The organism is Xanthomonas vasicola, assembly GCF_000772705.2.
Lineage (GTDB): Bacteria > Pseudomonadota > Gammaproteobacteria > Xanthomonadales > Xanthomonadaceae > Xanthomonas > Xanthomonas vasicola.
Window position 1 is genome coordinate 1 of record NZ_JSBW02000005.1, and the last position, 20,489, is coordinate 20,489.

The window sequence follows — 20,489 nt, forward strand, 5'->3', positions numbered from 1 at the left end:
ACAGATCGCGGCGCTCGTCGCGGGCGGTGAGTTGCAGGCCCGACACCACCGACGGCGGCAGGCGCGTGTCGCGCAGGTTCATGTCGCCGGTGGCCACCGGGTCCAGCAAGCCCACCGCCTGCGCGGTCCGCCCGGGCGGTACCAGCGGCGGATGGGTGGGGGTAAGTTTGAGGATTTCGCGGTTGGGTCCTTGATCGATTTTCATGTCTTTGCGGTCCTGGATGCCACGCTCATGCACCATGCGGGTGAACATGGCCGCGGTGACCGCGCCGCGGCTGAAGCCGGTGGACACAATGCTGATTTCGGCTTGCGGGTCTTCTTCACGCCATTTTTTGGCCTGATCGATGAATTTCAAGTACATCTCTTCCATCCGTGGTCCATAGCTATAGCCCAGGCCGCCATCGAGGTTGCGGGTAAAGCCATCGTCCTGGGTGCCTACGCCGGGGACATAGTAGCCGCCGATATTTTTAACGCCGTTACTTACTGCCGTCTGCACCTGATCATCCAGAGTGCCGATATTGGTGATGTGCTCAGGGTCCTTGTACTTGTCATTGCCGGTACCATCGAAGCTGGCAACAAACAAACGGGTGTGCGGGTTGTTTTGGCTGACCAGCAAGGGCGCTTGGAACTGCGCCAGCGCATGGCGGCTTAGTTGATACTCAGCCAAATCCTGTGCAGTGGCCGGGTAGGTTTCCACACCATCGGCCCATTTCTTCTCGTCGTTACGCTCGTTACCCATTGCATGCTCCCTGGCGATGACGCCATCAGTAGGTCTTGGTGTAGGCGAGGATCAGGTCGTTGCGGAAATCGCTATATTTGTTACCCGGCTTTTGCAATACCGTGGTATCCACCATTGCTTTCATATACACATTGATGGTGCGGTTGTTCACTTCCAGGATGATATCTGGAGAGATATCGGCATGCAGGATCGGCGGAAGTTGGTCCTGCGGCACATTGTGCAGCACCACCTTGTCCTTGAAGATGGTATCGAGGTCGACCATCGCATGGTGCGGCTGGCCATCCTTGGAACGCCACGTCACCTCAGCGGGGGGCGGAAAGTTCGGGAAGTTGCGGATGCCGATCGTATTGGCCTTGAGATTGCCAGGGTAGACATCACCCAGCGATGCCGACGAAATTCGCTTCTCATCTTCGGGGAAGTTGGCTGCATACCTGCCGTCATACAGCACCTTGCACCCATAGGTGTCGTAACACATCGCCCCGAACGCATGGTTGCTAAACGGAATCGGCTTGCTGGTATCGATGTGCACGGTGTTATGGGCATCGACGGGGATATTGCCGATCAGGTGAATACCGGATGGATCGTTGGTCGGTGTATTCATGCGCGAACATCCACTCAGAGGGAGGGCGAAGATGGCGCACACAAGCAGAGGAAGAGCTGCGCGGTGCTGCGGGATGCAAGGAAGTCGCACAGCCATGGGGCCACCTGTTGGAAGGGAATACTAGCCTACTACAGCCTGCTTCCCGGAATATGCTCAGCGCACGCAATTGCCCTTGTTGTCCTGTGACCTGCCAAGCGATACGTGGCAGCGCGCCCTCGCTTCCATCCGTGGCCCATCGCTATAGCCCAGGCCACCGTCGAGGTTGCGGGCGAAGGCATCGTCCTAGGTGCCTACGCCGGGCATGTAATAGCCGCCGATGTTGCGAACATTTGCTTTATTAGCAGCGTAAACCTGATCGCTCAACACGCCGATATTGGTGATGTGCTCAGGATCTTTGTACTTGTCATTGCCGGTGCCATCGAAGCAGGCGACGAACAAACGGGTGTGCGGATTGTTCTGACTGACCAACTGCGGTGCCTGGAACTGCGCCAGCGCATGGCGGCTTTGTTGATATACAGCCAGATCCTGTGCAGTCGCCGGAAAGGTTTCCACACCGTCGGCCCATGTCCTCGTATCGTTACGCTCATTATCCATTGCACGCTCCTTGGCGACTACGCCATCAGCAGGTTCTGGTGTAGGCGAAGATCAGGTCATTTCATGAGTTGCCATATTTGTTCCTGGCTCTTGCAATACGGCAATCGCTATAAAATCGTGCATCTACATATTGATGGTGCGACCATTCACTTCCAGAACAATATGCGGGAGATATTTTCCTGCAGGATCGGCGGCAGCCGCCAAACTCAAGCCGTATCGCGCCATTGCGACTCGATACGACAAGACCGCCTGCAAATTCCTCGGCGCGATCTACTGGATCGCCTTCCACTCAATTGATGACAGATCCTGGGCGTTACTTCGGAGCAGTCAGGTGCTGTGCGCGTGTGGACCAGTGGAACCACGCACCACGCAGCGCCCGGTCATAACCATGCGGCGGATCGGCAATTGCGGATTGCTCATCCGTTCGAGCAATAGCGACATCGCCGCGCGGCCCATGTCTTCGACCGGCTGCTCGACCACGGTGATGCCCGGCTCGACCAGGTCGGTCCAGCGTTCGTTATCGAACCCGGCCAGGGCCAGATCCTGCGGCAGGCGCAGACCGGCGGTGCGCGCGGCCTTCAGCGCGCCCATCAGCAGCAGGCTGTTGCTGGTGACGATGGCCTCGGGCCGGTCGTCGTTGGCGAGCCATTGACCCAATTCGGCAATCGCCGCCTCTGCGGTGGGCGCCACTTCGCGGTAATCCGGCTCCAGGCCCTGCGCACGCATCGCGGCCAGGTAACCGTCGCGACGCTCTGCGGCCGTGGTACTGGTGCTGCCGAACAGCCCACCGATGCGCCGATATCCCTGCGCCTGCAAGTGCGCCACCAGCTCGGCCATGGCCGCGCCGTTGTCGAGTACCACGCTGTCGTAGCGGCTGCCGGGGCCGGCGCGGTCCACCAGCACGGTGGGGTAATCCAGCGCCAGTTCATGCATGCGCCCTACGGTCACGCGGGTGGGCGCAAAGATCAGCCCGGTGATGCGTTCTTCCTTCATCAGTTCCAGATATAACGCCTCGCGCTCGGGATCTTCGTCGGTATTGCACAAAGTGACGCGCATACCGGCACGGTAGGCGACCTCTTCCACTGCACGGATCAGCGCGGTGAAGTACGGGTTGCGGATGTCGGCCACAATCACCCCCAGGATGCCGGACTGCTGCGAGCGCAGCCGCCGCGCCATCAGATTGGGCCGATAGCCGGTCTGGCGCACCGCCGCTTCCACCTTGGCACGCACTTCCTCGCTCACCGGGCCGGTGCCCAGCGCGCGCGAGACCGTGGATTTGGACACTCCGGCCACACGGGCCACGTCATTGATGCTGATACTCACTGGGACCGTTCCCGCTCCATTTGCGCACCTTAGACCCAGGCGCCGTGTGGGCTTTGATGCTAACCCGAAAGCACTACACCGGTTTTGTGCAGTGCACATTGACGTCGAAGGTGGGAACGTTCCCACTATACTTCCCAGCCCGACCTCATCCGGAGCCCGTCTTGCCCTCTCCGTCGCTTGCCCCCGTCACCCCCGACCTTGTGCGCCTGCGCGCGTCTGCCCGCGACAAGGACGACGCCATCGCTCAGGCCGCCCAGCTGCTGGTCGCGGCCGGCTGCGTCGCGCCGGGCTACGACGCCAGCATGCGGCGCCGCGAAGGCCTGGCGAACACCTTTCTGGGCCACGGCCTGGCGATCCCGCACGGCGTCGGCGAAGACCGTCACCTGGTGCGCCGCGACGGTATCGCGGTGCTGCAGCTGCCCGAGGGCGTGGAATGGAATCCTGGCCAGATCACCCGGCTGGTGGTCGGCATCGCCGCGCAGTCCGATACCCACATCACCTTACTGCGCCGGCTGACCCGGTTGATCCAGGATCCGGCACAGCTCGAAGCGCTGTTCAGCACCGATGACCCCGGCGTCATCGTCGCCGCACTCACCGGGGACCGTGCGCCCGACACCAGCACCGCGCCAGCCACCGACCTGGCCGAAACGTTCGAGTGGACCATTGCTTATCCCAGCGGCCTGCACGCCCGCCCTGCCACGCGCTGGGCCGAGACCGCACGTGGCTTCTCGGCCCGTGCGCAGGTGCGTGCCGGCGACCAGGCCGCCGATGCCAAAAGCCTGGTTGGCCTGCTACAGCTTGGCCTGCGTGCCGGCGACAGCATCACCGTGTCGGCCGAAGGCAGCGACGCCGCCGCCCTGCTCAAGCGCCTGCGCGCGGTGATGGACAGCCTCACCGCGCAGGAAAAGGCCGATGCCGAGCGTGCCGCGCAACGTCGCGCCGCCCCGGTGACCGGCTGGACCCCGCCGCAGGCACAGCCGGCCATCGTCGGCATCGGCGCCAGCCCGGGCGTGGCGATCGGCATCGTGCACCGCCTGCGTGCAGCGCAGACCGAGGTGGCCGACCAACCGGTCGGCCTGGGCGATGGTGGCGCGCAGTTGCACGACGCACTGACCCGCACCCGCCAGCAGCTGGCGGCGATCCAGGACGACACCCAGCGCCGTCTCGGCGCCTCGGACGCGGCCATCTTCAAGGCCCAGGCCGAACTGCTCAACGACACCGACCTGATAACCCGCACCTGTCAGCTGATGGTCGAAGGCCACGGCGTGGCGTGGTCCTGGCATCAGGCGGTGGAACAGATGGCCTCCGGCCTCGCCGCGCTGGGCAACCCGGTGCTGGCCGGTCGCGCTGCCGACTTGCGCGATGTCGGCCGCCGCGTGCTGACCCAGCTCGACCCGGCCGCCGCCGGCGCCGGTCTTACCGACCTGCCCGAGCAGCCATGCATCCTGCTTGCCAGCGACCTGTCGCCGTCGGACACCGCCAATCTGGACACCGCGCGCGTGCTCGGCCTGGCCACTGCACAAGGCGGGCCGACCTCGCACACCGCCATCCTCTCGCGCACGCTCGGCATGCCGGCGCTGGTTGCGGCCGGCGGCCAGTTGCTGGATATCGAAGACGGCGTCACCGCCATCATCGACGGCAGCAGCGGGCGCCTGTACATCAATCCGTCCGCGCTGGATCTGGACGCCGCACGCACGCATATCGCCGAGCAGCAGGCCATCCGCGAGCGCGAAGCCGCCCAGCGCGCGTTGCCGGCCGAAACCACCGACGGCCACCACATCGACATCGGCGCCAACGTCAATCTGCCCGACCAGGTCGCGATGGCGCTGACCCAGGGTGCCGAAGGCGTCGGCCTGATGCGCACCGAATTCCTGTTCCTGGAAAGCGGCCGCACCCCCAGCGAGGACGAACAGCACGCCACCTATCTGGCGATGGCGCAGGCGTTGGATGGCCGCCCGCTGATCGTGCGTGCGCTCGATATCGGTGGCGACAAGCAAGTGGCGCATCTGGAATTGCCGCACGAAGAAAACCCGTTCCTGGGCGTACGCGGCGCGCGTTTGTTGCTGCGTCGTCCGGATTTGCTGGCGCCACAACTGCGTGCGCTGTATCGCGCCGCCAAAGACGGTGCGCGGCTGTCGATCATGTTCCCGATGATCACCTCGGTGCCGGAGCTGATCGCGCTGCGCGAGATCTGCGCACGCATCCGCGCCGACCTCGACGCACCGGAAGTGCCGATCGGCATCATGATCGAAGTGCCGGCCGCCGCCGCGCAGGCCGACGTGCTGGCGCGCCACGCCGACTTTTTCTCGATCGGCACCAACGACCTCACCCAATACGTGCTGGCGATCGACCGCCAGAACCCGGAACTGGCCGCCGAAGCCGACAGCCTGCATCCGGCCGTGCTGCGCATGATCCGCAGCACGATTGAAGGCGCGCACAAGCATGACCGCTGGGTCGGCGTGTGCGGCGGGCTTGCCGGCGATGCGTTCGGCGCCAGTCTGCTAGCCGGCCTGGGCGTACAGGAATTGTCGATGACACCCAATGACATCCCGGCGGTGAAGGCACGCCTGCGCGGCACTGCGCTGAGCACCTTGCAGCAGCTGGCCGAGCAGGCGTTGAGCTGCGAAACCGCCGAACAGGTGCGCGCATTGGACGCCAAGCGCGAGGACGCGGCATGAGCCTGCAGGCCATCACCGTTACGCTGAATCCGGCGATCGACCAGACCATCCGGCTGGACCACCTGCAGCCGGGCGCCGTGCACCGCGCCAACAGCGTGCGCAACGATGCCGGTGGCAAAGGCATCAATGTGGCCGCCTGCCTGGCCGACTGGGGCAGCCAGGTCGCAGCGCTCGGTGTGCTCGGGGGCGGCAATGCCGGCGTGTTCGAAGCCTTGTTTCGCGAACGCGGCATCACCGATCACTGCCAGCGCGTGGCCGGCGAAACCCGCACCAATCTCAAGCTGGTCGACGCACGCAGCAACGACACCACCGACATCAACCTGCCCGGCCTGCGCTTAGGCCAGCCGCACCTGCGGGGCGTCGCCGATCATCTCGCCCCGCTGCTGTGCCCCGGCCTGCTGGTGGTGCTGTCCGGCAGCCTACCGGCCGGGCTGCCGGACGACAGCTGGGCGCAGTTGCAGGCCCAGGCCAGTGACGCCGGGGCGCGCGTGTTGCTCGACACCAGCGGCATGCCCTTGGTGACGGCGCTGAATGCCGCGTGCGAGGCGCTGCCTTACGCAGTCAAACCGAATCGCTACGAGCTCGAAGCCTGGACCGGTCGCCCGTTGAACGACCACACCGCCCTCAGCGCCGCCGCGCAGGAACTGATCGCACGCGGCGTCCAACTGGTGGTCATTTCGATGGGCACCGACGGCGCTCTGTTCGTGCAGCGCGACCAGCGCTTGATCGCCCGCCCGCCACGCTTGGCGCACGGCAGCAGTGTGGGCGCAGGCGATGCGATGGTGGCCGGTTTGGCCGCTGCGCTGCTGGACGACGCCATCACGCTGGAGCAATGCGCACGACTGGGCACGGCGTTTTCGATGTGCCGGCTGGAAAGCGGCGACGCGCGTCGGATTACGCCCGAGGGCGTGCGCCGCGCCGCAACCGACGTCGTGATCGAAGCGCTGTCATGAGCCGCCATCTGCAGCGACCGATGCCGGCACCCAGAGGTTCGTGGGTTGTGGCAGTCGCATGCAGCGGCACAACTCGCGCGCTTCACCGCCACGCATCACGTTAAAAAAATTCCCCCGCCGGTGACACCGGCGACCGCAACACAGCAGGAGTTTTGCCATGTCCTCTTCCATCGTGGTCATCGCCGCTGGCGAACGCAGTACCGAAGCCGTCCTGGCGGCTGAGGCGCTGCGCCGCGCGGCCACCGCCGCCGGGCGCAGCGTGACGATCGAAATCCGCAGCGACCAAGGCGTGCTCGGCGCGCTGCCGAGCGAACTCGTCAGCGGTGTCGCACAGGTCTTGGTGGTAGGCGACGCCGATGCCGACAGCGCCCGCTTTGGCGATGCGCAGCTGGTACGCCTGAGCCTGGGCGCGGTGCTGGACAACCCAGCCGCTGCGCTGAGCCAGCTTGCTGCACCCGCTGCCGCAAGCGCATCGACCGGCGCAGGCGGTGCAGGTACAGGCAGCAAGCGCATCGTCGCCATCACCTCCTGCCCCACCGGCATCGCGCACACCTTCATGGCTGCCGAAGGCCTGCAGCAGGCCGCCAAGAAACTCGGCTACCAGATGCGGGTGGAAACCCAGGGCTCGGTGGGTGCGCAGGACGCACTCACCGACGATGAAATCCGCGCAGCAGACGTCGTCATCATTGCCGCCGACCGCGAAGTAGATCTGGCCCGTTTCGGCGGCAAGCGCGTGTTCAAGAGCGGCACCAAGCCGGCGATCAACGATGGCCCGGCGCTGATCAACAAGGCCCTGGCCGACGCCAGCGTGCATGGCGGCGCTGCGCCTGCCAGCGGCACGACTGCCAGCGCCACCGCGAGCAAGGGCAACGGACGCACCGGCGCCTACAAGCATCTAATGACCGGCGTCTCTTTCATGCTGCCGTTCGTCACTGCCGGCGGCCTGCTGATTGCGCTGGCATTTGCGCTGGGCGGCATCTATGCCGGCGACGATGCGCATCAAGGCACGTTGGCTTGGTCGCTGTTCCAGATCGGCGCCAAGGCCGGCTTCACCCTGATGGTGCCCGCCCTGGCCGGCTACATCGCCTACTCCATCGCCGACCGCCCCGGCATCGCGCCCGGCATGATCGGCGGCCTGGTCGCGGCCAATCTCAACGCCGGCTTCCTCGGTGGGATCATTGCCGGCTTCATCGCCGGCTACGGCGTGGCTGCGCTCAACCGCTACATCAAGCTGCCGCGTAACCTGGAAGGCCTCAAGCCGGTGCTGATCCTGCCGGTGCTGGGCACCCTGGTGGTTGGGTTGGCGATGATGTACGTGTTCGGCCAACCGGTGGCCGACCTGCTGGCCTGGCTCACCGCCTGGTTGCGCGGCATGCAGGGCAGCAGCGCGTTGCTGCTGGGCCTGCTACTCGGCGGCATGATGGCCTTCGATATGGGCGGGCCGGTCAACAAGGCGGCCTATGCGTTTTCCACCGGCTTGATCGCCAGCCAGGTCTATACCCCGATGGCCGCTGCCATGGTGGCCGGCATGACCCCGCCGCTGGGCATTGCGCTGGCGACCTGGGTGTTCCGCAACCGCTTTACCGCCGAAGAACGCGGCTCGGCCACTGCCGCCGGCGTGCTTGGGCTGGCCTTCGTCACCGAAGGCGCCATCCCCTATGCCGCACGCGACCCGTTGCGCACCATCCCGGCACTGGTGATCGGCTCGGCCGTGGCCGGCGCCATCTCGATGACCGCCGGTGCCGAATTGAAGGCGCCGCATGGCGGCATCTTCGTGCTGCTGATCCCCAACGCCGTCACCCACCTGCTCAATTACGTGCTGGCCCTGGTGGTCGGCGTGGTGGTCACGGCGATCGCGCTGCGCCTGCTCAAGAAGCCCGTTGCCGACGTCGTCGCCTGATCCAGCAACGGCGGCACGGAGCTGCCGTCGAACCCAACGCGCCTGCGCTCTACCGCGCGTCCCCTGACCTGCTTCCACCGCTGCGCTGCGCACCCTGGTGCGCCGCCAGCGGCTTGTCCACCCACCTGTTGTCGCGTTCGCCACCAAGGCCACGCCCTTTTTGCCCGGAGTCCTGCCATGACCGCCCTCGCCCCCCGCCGTGCCCGCCCCCGTCTGCTGTGCCTGTCGCTGACCTTGGCACTCACCCCGCTCGCCTACGCGCAAGACGCCACCGACGCCTTCAAGCTCAAGCTGGGCTACACCGGCGAAGCAGCTTCGATGATCGACGGCGGCCGCAAGAGCGGCAACGCCTACGCCGGCCAGTTGATGGTCGGCACCGACGTCGACATGGACCGCCTGTTCGGCTGGAACGGCGCCACGGTGAAGCTGTACGTCATCAACCGCCACGGCACCAACCTGGCCAACAGCAGCCTCGGCAACAGCACCTCGGTGCAGGAAATCTACGGCGGCCAGGGCACGCGCCTTGCCAACTTCACCCTGCTGCAGAAGCTCTTCAACGACCGCCTGGAGCTGGAAGCCGGCCGCAGCGTGGCCAACACCCACTTCCTTGGCTCGGACCTGTGCCAGTACTTCCAGGGCAACTCGGCCTGCGGCAACCCCACCTTCGTGTTCCGCACCAGTAACTTCACCTATTGGCCGGTCTCCAGTTGGGCCGCAGACGCCACCGCGTGGGTCATGCCAAAGGTCTACGTCCACGTCGGTGCCTATGAAGTAAACCCGGTGCAGGCCCAAGACGGCCAGCACGGCTTGAACTGGAGCACCAACGACACCACCGGCGTGGTGGTGCCCTATGCCGTTGGCTACAAGAACAAGGGCGGCGACGGCAGCATGGCGGCCATGTACGAACTGGGCGGCTGGCAGGACAACTCCGACTACACCGACCCGCTGCGCGACCGCAACGGCAACCCGGCCGTGCTGAGCGGCCTGTCGTATGAAAACAAGCAAGGCCGCTCGGGCCTGTTCGCGCGCTTCGAGCAGCAGGTGACCAATCCCGACCCCTCCGGCACCCGCGGCCTGACGGTGTTCGGCTCGATCCTGCAAAGCACCAGCGGCCAGGCCATCGAAGACCATTTCATCCAGCTCGGCCTGGTGCAGAAAGGCACCTTCGCCAGCCGCCCGCAGGACAACATCGCCTTCGTCATCACCCAGCAGAAATACAGCGACGAAGCGATCGAAAACCTGCGCCTGGCGCGCGCCTCCGCCGGCGGCACCGGCACCCCCGCCGACAACCAGATCATGATGGAGCTGAGCTACGGCATACAGGTCACCAAGCAACTGCGCATCGCGCCGAACCTCCACTACGTGATCAACCCCGACCAGTTCAACGAACCGACCCGCGCCAACGATCTGAAGAACGCCTTGATCGCCGGCCTGCGGATCGACTGGAATCTGTGACCCTTAGCGAAGCTGCGCGCGTTGCGCGCATGCTTGGCGGGCACCACTATTTGAAGTGAGTGGCGGGTGCGTTGCATTTGACTGCAGTGCAACGCATTGCGTCGACTCGGTTGGCTTGGGCATTTGCCGGATGTGGCCGACGAGTTCGATGAGCCGCGCCGGTGCGCAATCGCACGTAATGAGGCGTTATCGGCCCATCTGGTCGCGCACAAGCCAGTCGCTGGACACGTAAGAGCACGCGATAGCGGATGCCTAAGCTGTAATGCCCAACCACTGCCTAACGCCGGAATTAAGCCGACTGGCGAAGCCAGTTCGGCTTGATGATCCGCACGGATAACGGCAAGGAGTTTTGCGGCAAGGCGATGGTGACCTGGGTGCATGCGCGTGGCGTGCAGTTAGGGCTGATCCAGCCTGGCAAGCCAAATCAGAACGCCTATGTCGAATCGGTCAATGGCCGGTTGCGTGACGAATGCCTCAACGAGCACTGGTTTCCAACCCTGCTGCATGCGCGTACCGAGATCGAACGCTGGCGACGTGAATACAACGAGTAACGACCCAAGAAGGCAATTGGCGGCATGACGCCATCTGCGTATGCCCAACAGCTGGCCAACACCGATATCATCATCAACCCCGGACTCTAACCCGGCCGCTACTCAGGGCGGGGGGGCGTCGATCAACGATCACGCTGTGTGCTATTGCAATGGGAGTCCATACACGAATTGTTAGGCGACTGATTCATTAATGGACGCCGCTGGGCGGACCAATGAGGGAGTCAATGCCCTCATCCCGAATAGTGCGCAACGCCTCGTCGAGTGCGGCCTGGTCCGTTGCGAATAGCTCGTCCCAGACGGTGGAGTTGTTGAACTCATCAACAGTCTCAAGGGTCCAGTCGGTGTCGGGCCCGCGGTAGATCTCTAGGCGAACAGTGCGGCCATCGGTCGTGACGGAGCGGCATAGGGGCGATGTAACAAGCTGATAGTTGTCCATAAAAAATTCTCAGTTGTGATTGTCTCTGCTAAGCCGCTTAACGCTGGAACTAAGCCGAGTTGCGAAGCAACTTCGGCTCGAATGAATCCTTAGGCCGGCGGCCCGTGAGGAACATACTGCAAAGGCTCGCGCTGCAGGAACCATTTTTGCAGGTAGACGCGGCCAAATGGGGGTGACGAAAGCATGACGCCAGGTTCCGCAGCGCCGATGGCCTCCATCTCGGCTGGCGTCAGAACGACAAGCTCAACGGTGCCCGGAGTCTGGCCATGCTCCAGCAGCACCGAGTCTCCTACTTAAATTGGTGATCCGTTTGCGTAGGTGAGCATTGAATTCTCCCCCGAGGCCTAACTTCTATTGGACCGCCTAAACGCGGTGTTGCGCCTAGTATCCGCAATCCGCGGATGCCAGGGAATAGGCTCTTCCCAATGAATATCAATCGCTTACCTGATAGCTAGGGCCACGCCCGACGTCGATCCGGGTGGTGTTACCCAACGGTTGAGCAGGCGTATGAATTACACCCCGGGAGATGGAGGCGTAACAGCACGGTAGGGGCCGAAGCTGCTGGATCAGGCGCGCGACCGCCTGCGCGTACGGGCACTACAGCCTGCGCACCGAGCAGGCATATCTGAGTTGGATACAGCGCTTCATCCTGGCCAGCGGCAAGCGTTATTTGGTGCAGATGGGCCAAGTGGAGGTCCATGCGTTCCTCACCCGCTTGGCGATCCAGGCACAGGTGTCTGCGGGCAAACAGAACAACGAAAAAACCGCGCAATGCGCGGTTTTTTCGTCACACCTGTTGCCAACCGATCAAGGACGGCGCGCCAGCGCCTCCACATCCTTGGCCTTGGGCAGCAGATCCTGCTTAGTCACCGCAAACGGCCCGATGCTCAGCATCGGCACGGCCACGATCACCGAGGAGATCACCACGATCACCGCGCCAATCATGTGCGTCTCGGCCAGGCCTTCCATCGACTCGCCGCCGTAGATGTACAGCGCCAATGCCGACAGGAAGAACATCACCGCGGTGATCACCGTGCGCGAGAGCGTCTGGTTGATCGAACGGTTGAGCACTTCCAGCGGCTCCACGCGCAGTGCGCGGAAGTTTTCGCGTACACGGTCGAACACCACGATGATGTCGTTGATCGCAAAGCCCATCACCGACAGCAGGCCGGCCAGCACAGTCAGGTCGAACTCGCGGCCGGTCAGCGACACGAAGGCCACGGTGACCAGCAAATCGAACAACGCGGTCAGGCTGGCGACCACTGCGAACTTCCACTCGAAGCGGAACGCGATGTAGATCAAAAAGCCCACCAGCATGAACACCGTGGCATACACGCCGTTCAAGGCAAGGTCCTTCCCGACCTGCGGGCCGACGAATTCGCCAGGCTGCACGGTGGCCGGATTCTCATCGCTGGTCACCGCCTTGCGCACATCTTCGGCAACGGTGCGAGCGGCGTCGTCGCGATTGTTGTTCTGGCCATGCGGCTGCAGGCGAATCATCACTTCATTGCCGCCGCGGGCATTCTGCACCTGGGCGTTTTCGAAGCCGGCCTTGGACAGCTTTTCGCGCACCTGGTCCACGTCCACGGTCTTCTGGAACGAGGTCTGCACCAGCGTGCCGCCGGTAAATTCCAGCGCGTAGTTGAAACCCTTGCCGACGATGATGCCGACCGAGGCGACTGCCAGCACCAGCATCAAGATCAGCACCGGCTTGCGCCAGCTCATGAAATCGATCTTGGTGTCGTTGGGAATCAGGTGAAGCGGAAAAATTTTCATTGAAAGATCTTCCTAAAAAGTCCGCACATGGATGTGTCGGGCTCTTGCGAGGGACTCGCATTAAATAGCGACAGACTTCAGCTTCTTGCGGCTGCCGTAGATCAACACCGCCAGCGCACGCGACACGGTGATCGCGGTGAACATCGAGGCGAAAATACCGATCATCATGGTCAGCGCGAAGCCCTTCAGCGGGCCGGTACCAAACGCGTACAAGGCCACCGCCACGATCAGGCCGGTGAGGTTGGCGTCGAGGATGGTGCCGCCGGCCTTTTCGTAACCAGCCGCAATCGCCGATTTGGCCGGTACGCCAAGGCGCAACTCTTCACGAATACGCTCGTTGATCAGCACATTGGCGTCCACCGACAGACCCACCGACAGCGCAAGGCCAGCAAAGCCCGGCAGCGTCATGGTGGCGCCGAACAGCGACATCACCGCCACCACGATCAGCAGGTTGAACAGCAGCGCCACCGAGGTGATCGCGCCGAACACGCGGTAGTAGATGGTGAAGAACACCAGCGTAAACAGGAACGAGTAGACCACCGCAGTGACGCCGCGTTCCACGTTCTCTGCACCCAGGCTCGGGCCGATGACGTATTCCTCGACGAAGTCCATCGGCGCGGCCAGCGAGCCGGATTTCAGCAGCTTGGCCAGGTTTTCGGCTTCGGTCTTTTCCAAACCGGTGGTCTGGAAATTCTTGCCGAATACACCGGCGATGCGTGTAGCAGGCAAGGCTTCTTCCTTGACCCGCACGCTACGCACTTCCTTGCCGTCGACCATGGTCACGGTGGGAATGCGCTCGATGTACACCACCGACATCAGCTTGCCGACGTTGGCGCTGGTGTAGTCGAACATGCGCTGGCCGGCCACGTTGTTGAGCGTCACCGCAACGGCCGGCATGCCGTTCTGGTCGGTGCTGACCGAGGCGCTGACCATCTGGTCACCGGTCACCAGTGCGCGCTTGTTCAACAGTACCGGAGCATTGCTGTCGCGCAGGCGATAGACCTTGGCCTCCGGCGGGATGTTGCCGCTGCGCACGGCATCTTCGGCGTTACCGTCGACCACAGCGCGGAATTCCAGCGAGGCGGTGGCACCGATCAGGCGCTTGGCTTCGGCGGTGTCCTGCAGACCGGGCAGTTCGACCACGATGCGATCTTCGCCCTGGCGCTGGATGGTCGGCTCGGACACGCCTAGGGCATTGACGCGGTTGCGCAAGGTGGTGAGGTTCTGCTCGATCGCACCGCTGGCGATCTGCTTGAGCTCGGCCTCCGGCACTTTGACTGCGATGTTCTGGCCGCTGACGTCGTAGGTCAGGGTCGGCTGCGCCTTGGCCAGCGCCACGCGCGCAGCATCGGCATCGGCGCCCTCGCCCAGGCTGACCTGGATGCTGTTATCCGCGCGACGCTCCACCGAGCGATAGGCGATGCGGGCATCGCGCAAGGTGGTGCGGATGTCTTCGGCAAAACCGTCCAGACGCTTTTCCAGCGCGGCTTTCTGGTCGACCTGCATGGCGAAGTGCACGCCACCCACCAGGTCCAGACCCAGCACCATCGGCCGGCCGCCCAGCTTGGCCAGCCAGTCCGGCACGGTGGAAGCCAGGTTCAGCGCCACGGTGTAGTTCTCGCCCAGCTGCTGACGCAACACGTCATTGGCGCGGGTCTGCGCCTGCAGCGAGGGCAAGCGCACCATCAGGCTGTCGCCTTCCTTGGTGACTGCCTTGGGCGTGATGCCGGCAGCCTTGAGGTCGGCGTCGATGCGACTGCGCAACGCGTCGTCGAGCTGAGCACCGCGGCTGGCGGTGATCTGCACGGACGGGTCCTTCTGATAGATGTTGGGCAGCGCATACAGCGCACTGACCGCCAGCACCAGCAGGATCAGGAAGTACTTCCAGCGAGGAAATTCGAGCATTGCGACAGTCCTGCGCGACACCATCCCGGCGACGCGCCTAGCAGTGAGAACGACGTCAGACGGCCGATACAGCGTCGCCAGCGGTCTTCAGATGGATACGGGCGGTACAGCAGAACCGGCAGTGACAGCATCCGGCTGCGCGTGTCGACTGCGCCCGCCTGGGCGGCGCAGTCGTTTTAAAGACGCTTAGCTAGCCGACTTCAGCGTGCCCTTCGGCAGCACATGGCCCACGGCGCTCTTCTGCACGCGGATGCGCACGTTGTCGGCCACTTCCACGCTGATGAAGTTGTCGCCGATGTCGGTGATCACGCCGGCAACGCCGCCGGAGGTGATGACTTCATCGCCGCGCGCCAGCTTGTCCAGCAGCGACTTGTGCTCCTTCTGACGCTTCATCTGCGGGCGGATCATCAGGAAGTACATGACCGCAATCAGGATGACCGGCAGCGCGAAGGTGGACAGACCACCGAGCGGGCCAGGTGCCGGCGCGGCGCCAGTGGCTTGCGCCTGGGCGACGGGAATCAGGAAATCGAGCAAATTCATTCAATGCATCCTAGTTTGGTGCCAGCGCGCCCATGAGGCCGCTCGCTATTCAGGTACCGCCGGAGCGGAACAGCCGGGAATTATGCCACGCAGGTTCCACGCCGTCCGCGCCAGGGCGAGCATGGCCGGTCTCAGCTGGTTTCCCCAGGCAACGGCGGCGTGGTGGCGCCGCGTGCCGCATAGAAGGACCGCCGGAACTCCACAAAGGTTCCCGAGGCGATCGCCGCACGCATGTCGGCCATCAGTTTTTCGTAGTACCAGAGGTTGTGCAGGGTGCCCAGCATCGGCGCCAGCATCTCGTTGCAGCGATCCAGATGGCGCAGATAGGAGCGCGTATAGCCACTGCTGCAGGCATGGCAGCCGCAGCCCGGCTCGATGGTATCCAGGTCGCGCTCGTACTTGGCGTTGCGGATACGTACGGTGCCGAACGAGGTGAAATAGTGGCCGTTGCGCGCATTGCGGGTGGGCATGACGCAGTCGAACATGTCTACCCCGCGGGCCACACCTTCGACCAGATCCTCCGGGCGGCCGACGCCCATCAGGTAGCGCGGGCGCTCGGACGGCAGGCGCGGGTGCAGGTGTTCAAGCATGGCATTGCGCTCATGTTCGGGCTCGCCGACCGCCAGCCCGCCGATCGCATAGCCATCGAAGCCGATGCCTTGCAGGCCGTCCAGCGAGCGGCTGCGCAGGTCTGGATGCACCCCACCCTGCACGATGCCGAACAGCGCCGCATCGTTGCCCAGCCCGTCGTGCGCATCCCGCGAGCGCTGCGCCCAGCGCAGGCTCAGTTCCATGGAGCGCCGCGCCACTTCCTCGGTGGCCGGGTACGGCGTGCACTCGTCGAAGATCATCACGATGTCCGAATCGAGCACCTTCTGGATCTGCATGCTTTCCTCGGGGCCCAGGAACACCCGCGCGCCATCGGTCGGCGAAGAAAAGGTCACGCCCTGCTCGGTGATCTTGCGGCGATGCGCCAGCGAAAACACCTGAAAGCCGCCGGAATCGGTGAGGATCGGCCCATCCCAGCGTGCAAACCGGTGCAAGCCGCCGTGATCGCCGATCACATCCAGACCCGGGCGCAGATACAGATGGAAGGTATTGCCCAGGATGATCTCCGCACCCAGCGCACGGATCTGCTCGGGCAGGATGCCCTTGACCGAGCCATAGGTGCCCACCGGCATGAACGCAGGCGTTTCGACCGTGCCGCGCGGAAAGGTCAGGCGCCCACGCCGGGCATGCCCGTCGGTGGCTTGAAGCTGGAACTGGAGTCGGGACATTGAGAGGCCGGGAATGGGGAGTCGGGAATCGGGAATGGGAAAAGCGGTTAGCAGGTGGCTGATCGTTCGGCGGGTACCGCCTTACGATTCCCCATTCCCGACTCCCGATTCCCGGCTCCACAACAACATCGCATCGCCGTACGAAAAGAAGCGATAGCGCTGGGCGATGGCGTGGTGGTAGGCCTCGAAAATGCGCTCGCGGCCGGCGAAGGCGGAGACCATCATCATCAAGGTGCTTTCGGGCAGATGGAAGTTGGTGACCATCGCATCGACGCTGCGGATGCGGTAGCCAGGCAGGATGAAGATCTGGGTTTCGCCGGCGAATGGCTGCAATTCGCCCTCGGGCGCGGCATCGGTCTTGCGCCAGGCGCTTTCCAGCGAGCGCACCACCGTGGTGCCCACCGCGATCACGCGGCCGCCGCGGGCGCGGGTGCGGCGCACCTGTTCCACCAGCGCCGCACCCACGTTGAGCCATTCCTTATGCATCACGTGCTGGTCGAGCTTATCCACGCGCACCGGCTGGAAGGTGCCCGCGCCCACGTGCAAGGTGACGTGGCCGAACTCCACGCCGCGCTCGCGCAACTGCGCCAGCAACGGCTCGTCGAAATGCAGCCCGGCGGTGGGCGCGGCGACCGCGCCGACTTCGCGCGCGAACACGGTCTGATAGCGCTCGCGATCTTCAACGCCCGGCTCACGGCGGATATAGGGCGGCAGCGGCAGGCGGCCGGCTTCCAGCAACCAGCGTTCCAGCGGGGTCGGGATCTCGAAACGCAGCAGATAGAACTCGCCATCGCGGCCCAGCACCTCGGCTTGGCCACCGGCATCCAGCGCGATCAGACTGCCGGCCTTGGGCGATTTGCTGGCGCCGATCTGCACCCGCGCCTCGCGTTCACCGAGCAGGCGCTCGATCAGGATTTCCACCCGCCCGCCACTGGCCTTCTGCCCGAACAACCGCGCCGGGATGACGCGGGTGTCGTTGAAGATCAACAGATCGCCCGGCTGCAGCAGCTCGGGCAGATCGCGCACCTGGCGGTCAGCCAGCGCCTGCGGCGACGGCGGCACCACCAGCAGCCGGCTCGCTGCGCGCTCGGCCAGTGGCGCCTGGGCGATCAGTTCTTCGGGTAGCGAATAGTTGAAATCGGACTTCTTCAAAGGTTCGGCGGTGCAGCGATTGGGGGCGCTAGTTTAGCGGGACATGCTGGGGACATCCTTCTCCCATCGAGAGGCGACGCGAGCAGATTCAGCAGTCGGCGATGGCAAACGCGTCGCCACGCGCCAGCAAACGTGAATCGTCGACTGGTAGACGATGGTTCGCCCTATACCCGTTCGCACCCTCCCCGTCCAAGCCCCCTGCCCGCGCTTGCGAGTCGCGTGCTCCAAGGCACGCGCGGCAGTGACGCACAAACCGTGCCTTCTCGCCCTGGGGGAAAGGGGCTTTATTCACAAGAGCTGCGACCTGCTCCCTTCTCCCATTGGGAGAAGGTGGCGCGTAGCGCCGGATGAGGGTACGGGCGACGCCTCATAGGGTTGAAATGACACATGGGCTTCGCCCCCGTACCCTCACCCCCCCTCTCCCGGGGGGGAGAAGGGCTTGGTTCGTTCGCGAATAATGGCTCTTACGATCCCCGATCCCCGATCTCCGACTCACGATTCCCGTCCCTACCGCTCGAACTTGGTCGACAGAATGATCGAGGTGGTAGTGCGCTCCACCCCGTCGATGGCACCGATGGCGTCGGTGAGCACGTCCATCTCGTTGACGCCGCCGACCACACCCAGGGCGACTAGGTCGTAGGCGCCGCTGACCGAGTGCAGCAGGCGCACTTCCGGGATATCGCGCAGCGCCTTGACCACGGCGGGCATCTTCTTGGGCAGCACGGTGATCAGGATGTGCGCGCGGATGCGGCCCTGTTCGTAGTCGTCATGCGTGCGGACGGTGTAGCCGCTGATCACGCCGTCGCGTTCGAGCTTTTCGATGCGGCTCTGCACCGTGGTGCGCGAGAGCCCGAGCCGGCGTGCGATTTGGGCGGTGGAAGCGCGCGCGTCCTCGCGCAGCAGTGATAACAGGCGTTCATCGGAGGGGGTGATCTTCACTTCTGCGAATTTGTTTCGGCGATTCGACGAAAATAGCGCACTTCCTGCCCAGATTCACGCTGCCAAACGCCGATCTTCTGCCGATAATAGAGGGCGAATGCCACCATTGAAGGAGATGCGCCATGTCCGTCCTTGCCCCGCTCGCCCCGCTGCGTGCCCATGCCGGCCGCCGCCTGACCGAAGGCCTGGACGACGCGACCATCGCGCGCCTGGCGCCCAACCACCCCGATCTGCAACACGCCATCGCAGCGGCGGCGGCCGAATATGCGCTGGTGCGTGATGATGTCGCCGACCTGCTGGATCTGGATGAAGACGCCCAGATCAGCGCCGTGCAGGAAGGCTTCATCAACTTCTATGCCGACGATGCAGTGACGCCGTACGTGGCGCTGGCCGCACGCGGGCCGTGGGTGGTCACGCTCAAGGGCGCGCTGCTGTACGACGCCGGCGGCTACGGCATGCTGGGCTTCGGCCATACGCCGGCGGCGGTGCTCGACGCCATGGCGCGCCCGCAGGTGATGGCCAACGTGATGACGCCCAGCCTGGCGCAGCGCCGGCTCGATCGCGCCCTGCGCGCCGAGATCGGCCACAGTCGCGGCGGCTGCCCGTTCGTCCGCTTCATGTGTCTCAACTCCGGCTCCGAAGCGGTGGGCCTGGCCGCGCGTATCGTCGATACCAATGCCAAGCTGCACACCGACCCGGGCGCGCGGCATGCCGGCGCCACCATCAAGCGTCTGGTGGTCAAGGGCAGCTTCCATGGCCGCACCGATCGCCCTGGTCTGTATTCGGATTCCAGCCGCAAGACCTACACCAAGTATTTGGCCAGCTATCGCGACGAGGACTCCGTCATCGCGATCGCGCCGTATGACGTGGCCGCGTTGCAACGCGCCTTCGATGAGGCCGCGCGCAATCACTGGTTTATCGAAGCGGTATTCCTGGAGCCGGTGATGGGCGAAGGCGACCCGGGGCGTGCGCTGCCAGCTGATTTCTATGCCGCCGCGCGTGCGCTCACCCGCACCCACGGCAGCCTGCTGCTGGTCGATTCCATCCAGGCCGGGTTGCGCGCGCATGGCGTGCTGTCGGTGGTGGACTACCCGGGCTTCGAGCAGCTCGACCCGCCGGATCTGGAAACCTACTCCAAGGCGCTCAATGCCGCGCAGTATCCGCTGTCGGTGCTGGCAGTGAACGAGCATGCCGCGCAGGTGTATCGCAAGGGCACCTACGGCAACACCATGACCACTAACCCGCGCGCGCTCGATGTGGCCTGCGCCACGCTGGCGCTTTTCACGCCGCAGGTGCGCGAGAACATCCGCATCCGCGGCGCGCAGGCGATTGCCAAACTGGAAGCGCTGCAGGCCGAGCTCGGCGGCTTGATCACCAAGGTGCAAGGCACCGGCCTGCTGTTCTCCTGCGAACTGGCACCGCACTTCAAATGCTATGGCGCTGGTTCGACCGAAGAGTGGCTGCGCCATCGCGGCGTCAACGTGATTCACGGCGGCGAGAATTCGCTGCGCTTCACCCCGCATTTTGCGATGGATGAAGACGAACTCGATCTGATGGTCGGCTTGATCGCGCGTGCGCTCAAGGAAGGCCCGCGTCAGGTGCAGGCCGAGGCGGCCTGATCTAGTCCAGACGGCACACCGGCGCGCATACGCCATCGGTGTGCAGCCTGG

17 protein-coding genes and 3 pseudogenes are annotated in these 20,489 nt (G+C 64.3%); 8 read left to right on the forward strand and 12 right to left on the reverse strand.

The genetic code is table 11. From position 1 onward, the window contains the following. The 3 genes from NX05_RS01410 to NX05_RS01420 form a co-directional block, all read right to left on the reverse strand. A partial coding sequence (locus NX05_RS01410) for a phospholipase effector Tle1 domain-containing protein (protein WP_162231344.1) occupies nucleotides 1–739 on the reverse strand: 739 nt, incomplete at its 3' end. A gap of 25 nt (nucleotides 740–764) precedes the next feature. Further along, a complete protein-coding gene (locus tag NX05_RS01415) occupies nucleotides 765–1,340 on the reverse strand; it encodes a hypothetical protein (RefSeq protein WP_039437708.1) in 576 nt (191 codons plus the stop codon). A 282-nt stretch (nucleotides 1,341–1,622) separates the two neighbouring features. Next, complete coding sequence (locus NX05_RS01420) at nucleotides 1,623–1,934, reverse strand: DUF2235 domain-containing protein (protein WP_010376662.1); 312 nt, start codon at nucleotides 1,932–1,934, stop codon at nucleotides 1,623–1,625. Nucleotides 1,935–2,133: 199 nt separating this feature from the next. On the opposite strand from NX05_RS01420, the pseudogene NX05_RS24315 reads away from it, so the two are divergent. Beyond that, nucleotides 2,134–2,217, forward strand: a pseudogene (locus tag NX05_RS24315) (IS5/IS1182 family transposase); the annotation flags it as partial. Between the two features lie 44 nt (nucleotides 2,218–2,261). Here the strand turns inward: NX05_RS24315 and NX05_RS01425 are convergent. Next, nucleotides 2,262–3,257: a LacI family DNA-binding transcriptional regulator gene (locus NX05_RS01425; RefSeq protein ID WP_010372270.1), complete on the reverse strand. Its 996-nt coding sequence runs from the start codon at nucleotides 3,255–3,257 to the stop codon at nucleotides 2,262–2,264. 161 nt (nucleotides 3,258–3,418) lie between these two features. On the opposite strand from NX05_RS01425, the gene ptsP reads away from it, so the two are divergent. The 5 genes and pseudogenes from ptsP to NX05_RS01450 form a co-directional block, all read left to right on the forward strand. After that, nucleotides 3,419–5,935 (forward strand): phosphoenolpyruvate--protein phosphotransferase, encoded by a 2,517-nt coding sequence (ptsP, locus tag NX05_RS01430; protein ID WP_010372274.1) that lies wholly within the window; start codon nucleotides 3,419–3,421, stop codon nucleotides 5,933–5,935. Beyond that, nucleotides 5,932–6,888: a 1-phosphofructokinase gene (pfkB, locus tag NX05_RS01435; RefSeq protein WP_039437699.1), complete on the forward strand. Its 957-nt coding sequence runs from the start codon at nucleotides 5,932–5,934 to the stop codon at nucleotides 6,886–6,888. The genes ptsP and pfkB overlap by 4 nt, the downstream gene beginning before the upstream one ends. Before the next feature lie 157 nt (nucleotides 6,889–7,045). Further along, on the forward strand, nucleotides 7,046–8,788 hold the full coding sequence (locus NX05_RS01440) for a PTS fructose transporter subunit IIC (RefSeq protein ID WP_010376641.1): 1,743 nt from the start codon (nucleotides 7,046–7,048) through the stop codon (nucleotides 8,786–8,788). A gap of 177 nt (nucleotides 8,789–8,965) precedes the next feature. Then, nucleotides 8,966–10,243 (forward strand): carbohydrate porin, encoded by a 1,278-nt coding sequence (locus NX05_RS01445; protein ID WP_039437697.1) that lies wholly within the window; start codon nucleotides 8,966–8,968, stop codon nucleotides 10,241–10,243. Nucleotides 10,244–10,563: 320 nt separating this feature from the next. Continuing rightward, nucleotides 10,564–10,884, forward strand: a pseudogene (locus NX05_RS01450) (integrase core domain-containing protein); the annotation flags it as partial. Nucleotides 10,885–10,981: 97 nt separating this feature from the next. On the opposite strand, the gene NX05_RS01455 reads toward NX05_RS01450, so the two are convergent. Both NX05_RS01455 and NX05_RS01460 read right to left on the reverse strand, forming a co-directional pair. Then, the gene (locus NX05_RS01455; protein ID WP_039437694.1) at nucleotides 10,982–11,230 is read right to left on the reverse strand and encodes a hypothetical protein; all 249 of its coding nucleotides are present in this window, start codon (nucleotides 11,228–11,230) and stop codon (nucleotides 10,982–10,984) included. A gap of 89 nt (nucleotides 11,231–11,319) precedes the next feature. Then, entirely contained in the window at nucleotides 11,320–11,511 is a 192-nt protein-coding gene (locus NX05_RS01460; protein WP_039437691.1) for a hypothetical protein, read from the reverse strand. A gap of 353 nt (nucleotides 11,512–11,864) precedes the next feature. Between NX05_RS01460 and NX05_RS24610 the strand changes: the two are divergent. Beyond that, nucleotides 11,865–11,948: pseudogene (locus NX05_RS24610) on the forward strand (recombinase); the annotation flags it as partial. A gap of 89 nt (nucleotides 11,949–12,037) precedes the next feature. Here the strand turns inward: NX05_RS24610 and secF are convergent. From secF to NX05_RS01490, 6 genes are all read right to left on the reverse strand, one after another. Further along, nucleotides 12,038–13,006, reverse strand: a complete 969-nt coding sequence (gene secF, locus NX05_RS01465; protein WP_010372305.1) for a protein translocase subunit SecF — start codon at nucleotides 13,004–13,006, stop codon at nucleotides 12,038–12,040. 60 nt (nucleotides 13,007–13,066) lie between these two features. Further along, complete coding sequence (secD, locus tag NX05_RS01470; RefSeq protein ID WP_039437687.1) at nucleotides 13,067–14,911, reverse strand: protein translocase subunit SecD; 1,845 nt, start codon at nucleotides 14,909–14,911, stop codon at nucleotides 13,067–13,069. A gap of 186 nt (nucleotides 14,912–15,097) precedes the next feature. Next, nucleotides 15,098–15,451 (reverse strand): preprotein translocase subunit YajC, encoded by a 354-nt coding sequence (gene yajC, locus NX05_RS01475; RefSeq protein WP_010372311.1) that lies wholly within the window; start codon nucleotides 15,449–15,451, stop codon nucleotides 15,098–15,100. Nucleotides 15,452–15,582: 131 nt separating this feature from the next. Beyond that, on the reverse strand, nucleotides 15,583–16,728 hold the full coding sequence (gene tgt, locus NX05_RS01480) for a tRNA guanosine(34) transglycosylase Tgt (RefSeq protein ID WP_039437684.1): 1,146 nt from the start codon (nucleotides 16,726–16,728) through the stop codon (nucleotides 15,583–15,585). A gap of 81 nt (nucleotides 16,729–16,809) precedes the next feature. Continuing rightward, nucleotides 16,810–17,880 (reverse strand): tRNA preQ1(34) S-adenosylmethionine ribosyltransferase-isomerase QueA, encoded by a 1,071-nt coding sequence (queA, locus tag NX05_RS01485; protein ID WP_039437681.1) that lies wholly within the window; start codon nucleotides 17,878–17,880, stop codon nucleotides 16,810–16,812. 507 nt (nucleotides 17,881–18,387) lie between these two features. Then, nucleotides 18,388–18,819, reverse strand: coding sequence for an Lrp/AsnC family transcriptional regulator (locus NX05_RS01490; protein WP_010376622.1), 432 nt, complete (start codon nucleotides 18,817–18,819; stop codon nucleotides 18,388–18,390). 122 nt (nucleotides 18,820–18,941) lie between these two features. Here NX05_RS01490 and NX05_RS01495 point away from each other — a divergent pair, with 122 nt between their 5' ends. Next, nucleotides 18,942–20,438: an aminotransferase class III-fold pyridoxal phosphate-dependent enzyme gene (locus NX05_RS01495; protein ID WP_039437678.1), complete on the forward strand. Its 1,497-nt coding sequence runs from the start codon at nucleotides 18,942–18,944 to the stop codon at nucleotides 20,436–20,438. Nucleotides 20,439–20,489 lie beyond the last annotated feature (51 nt).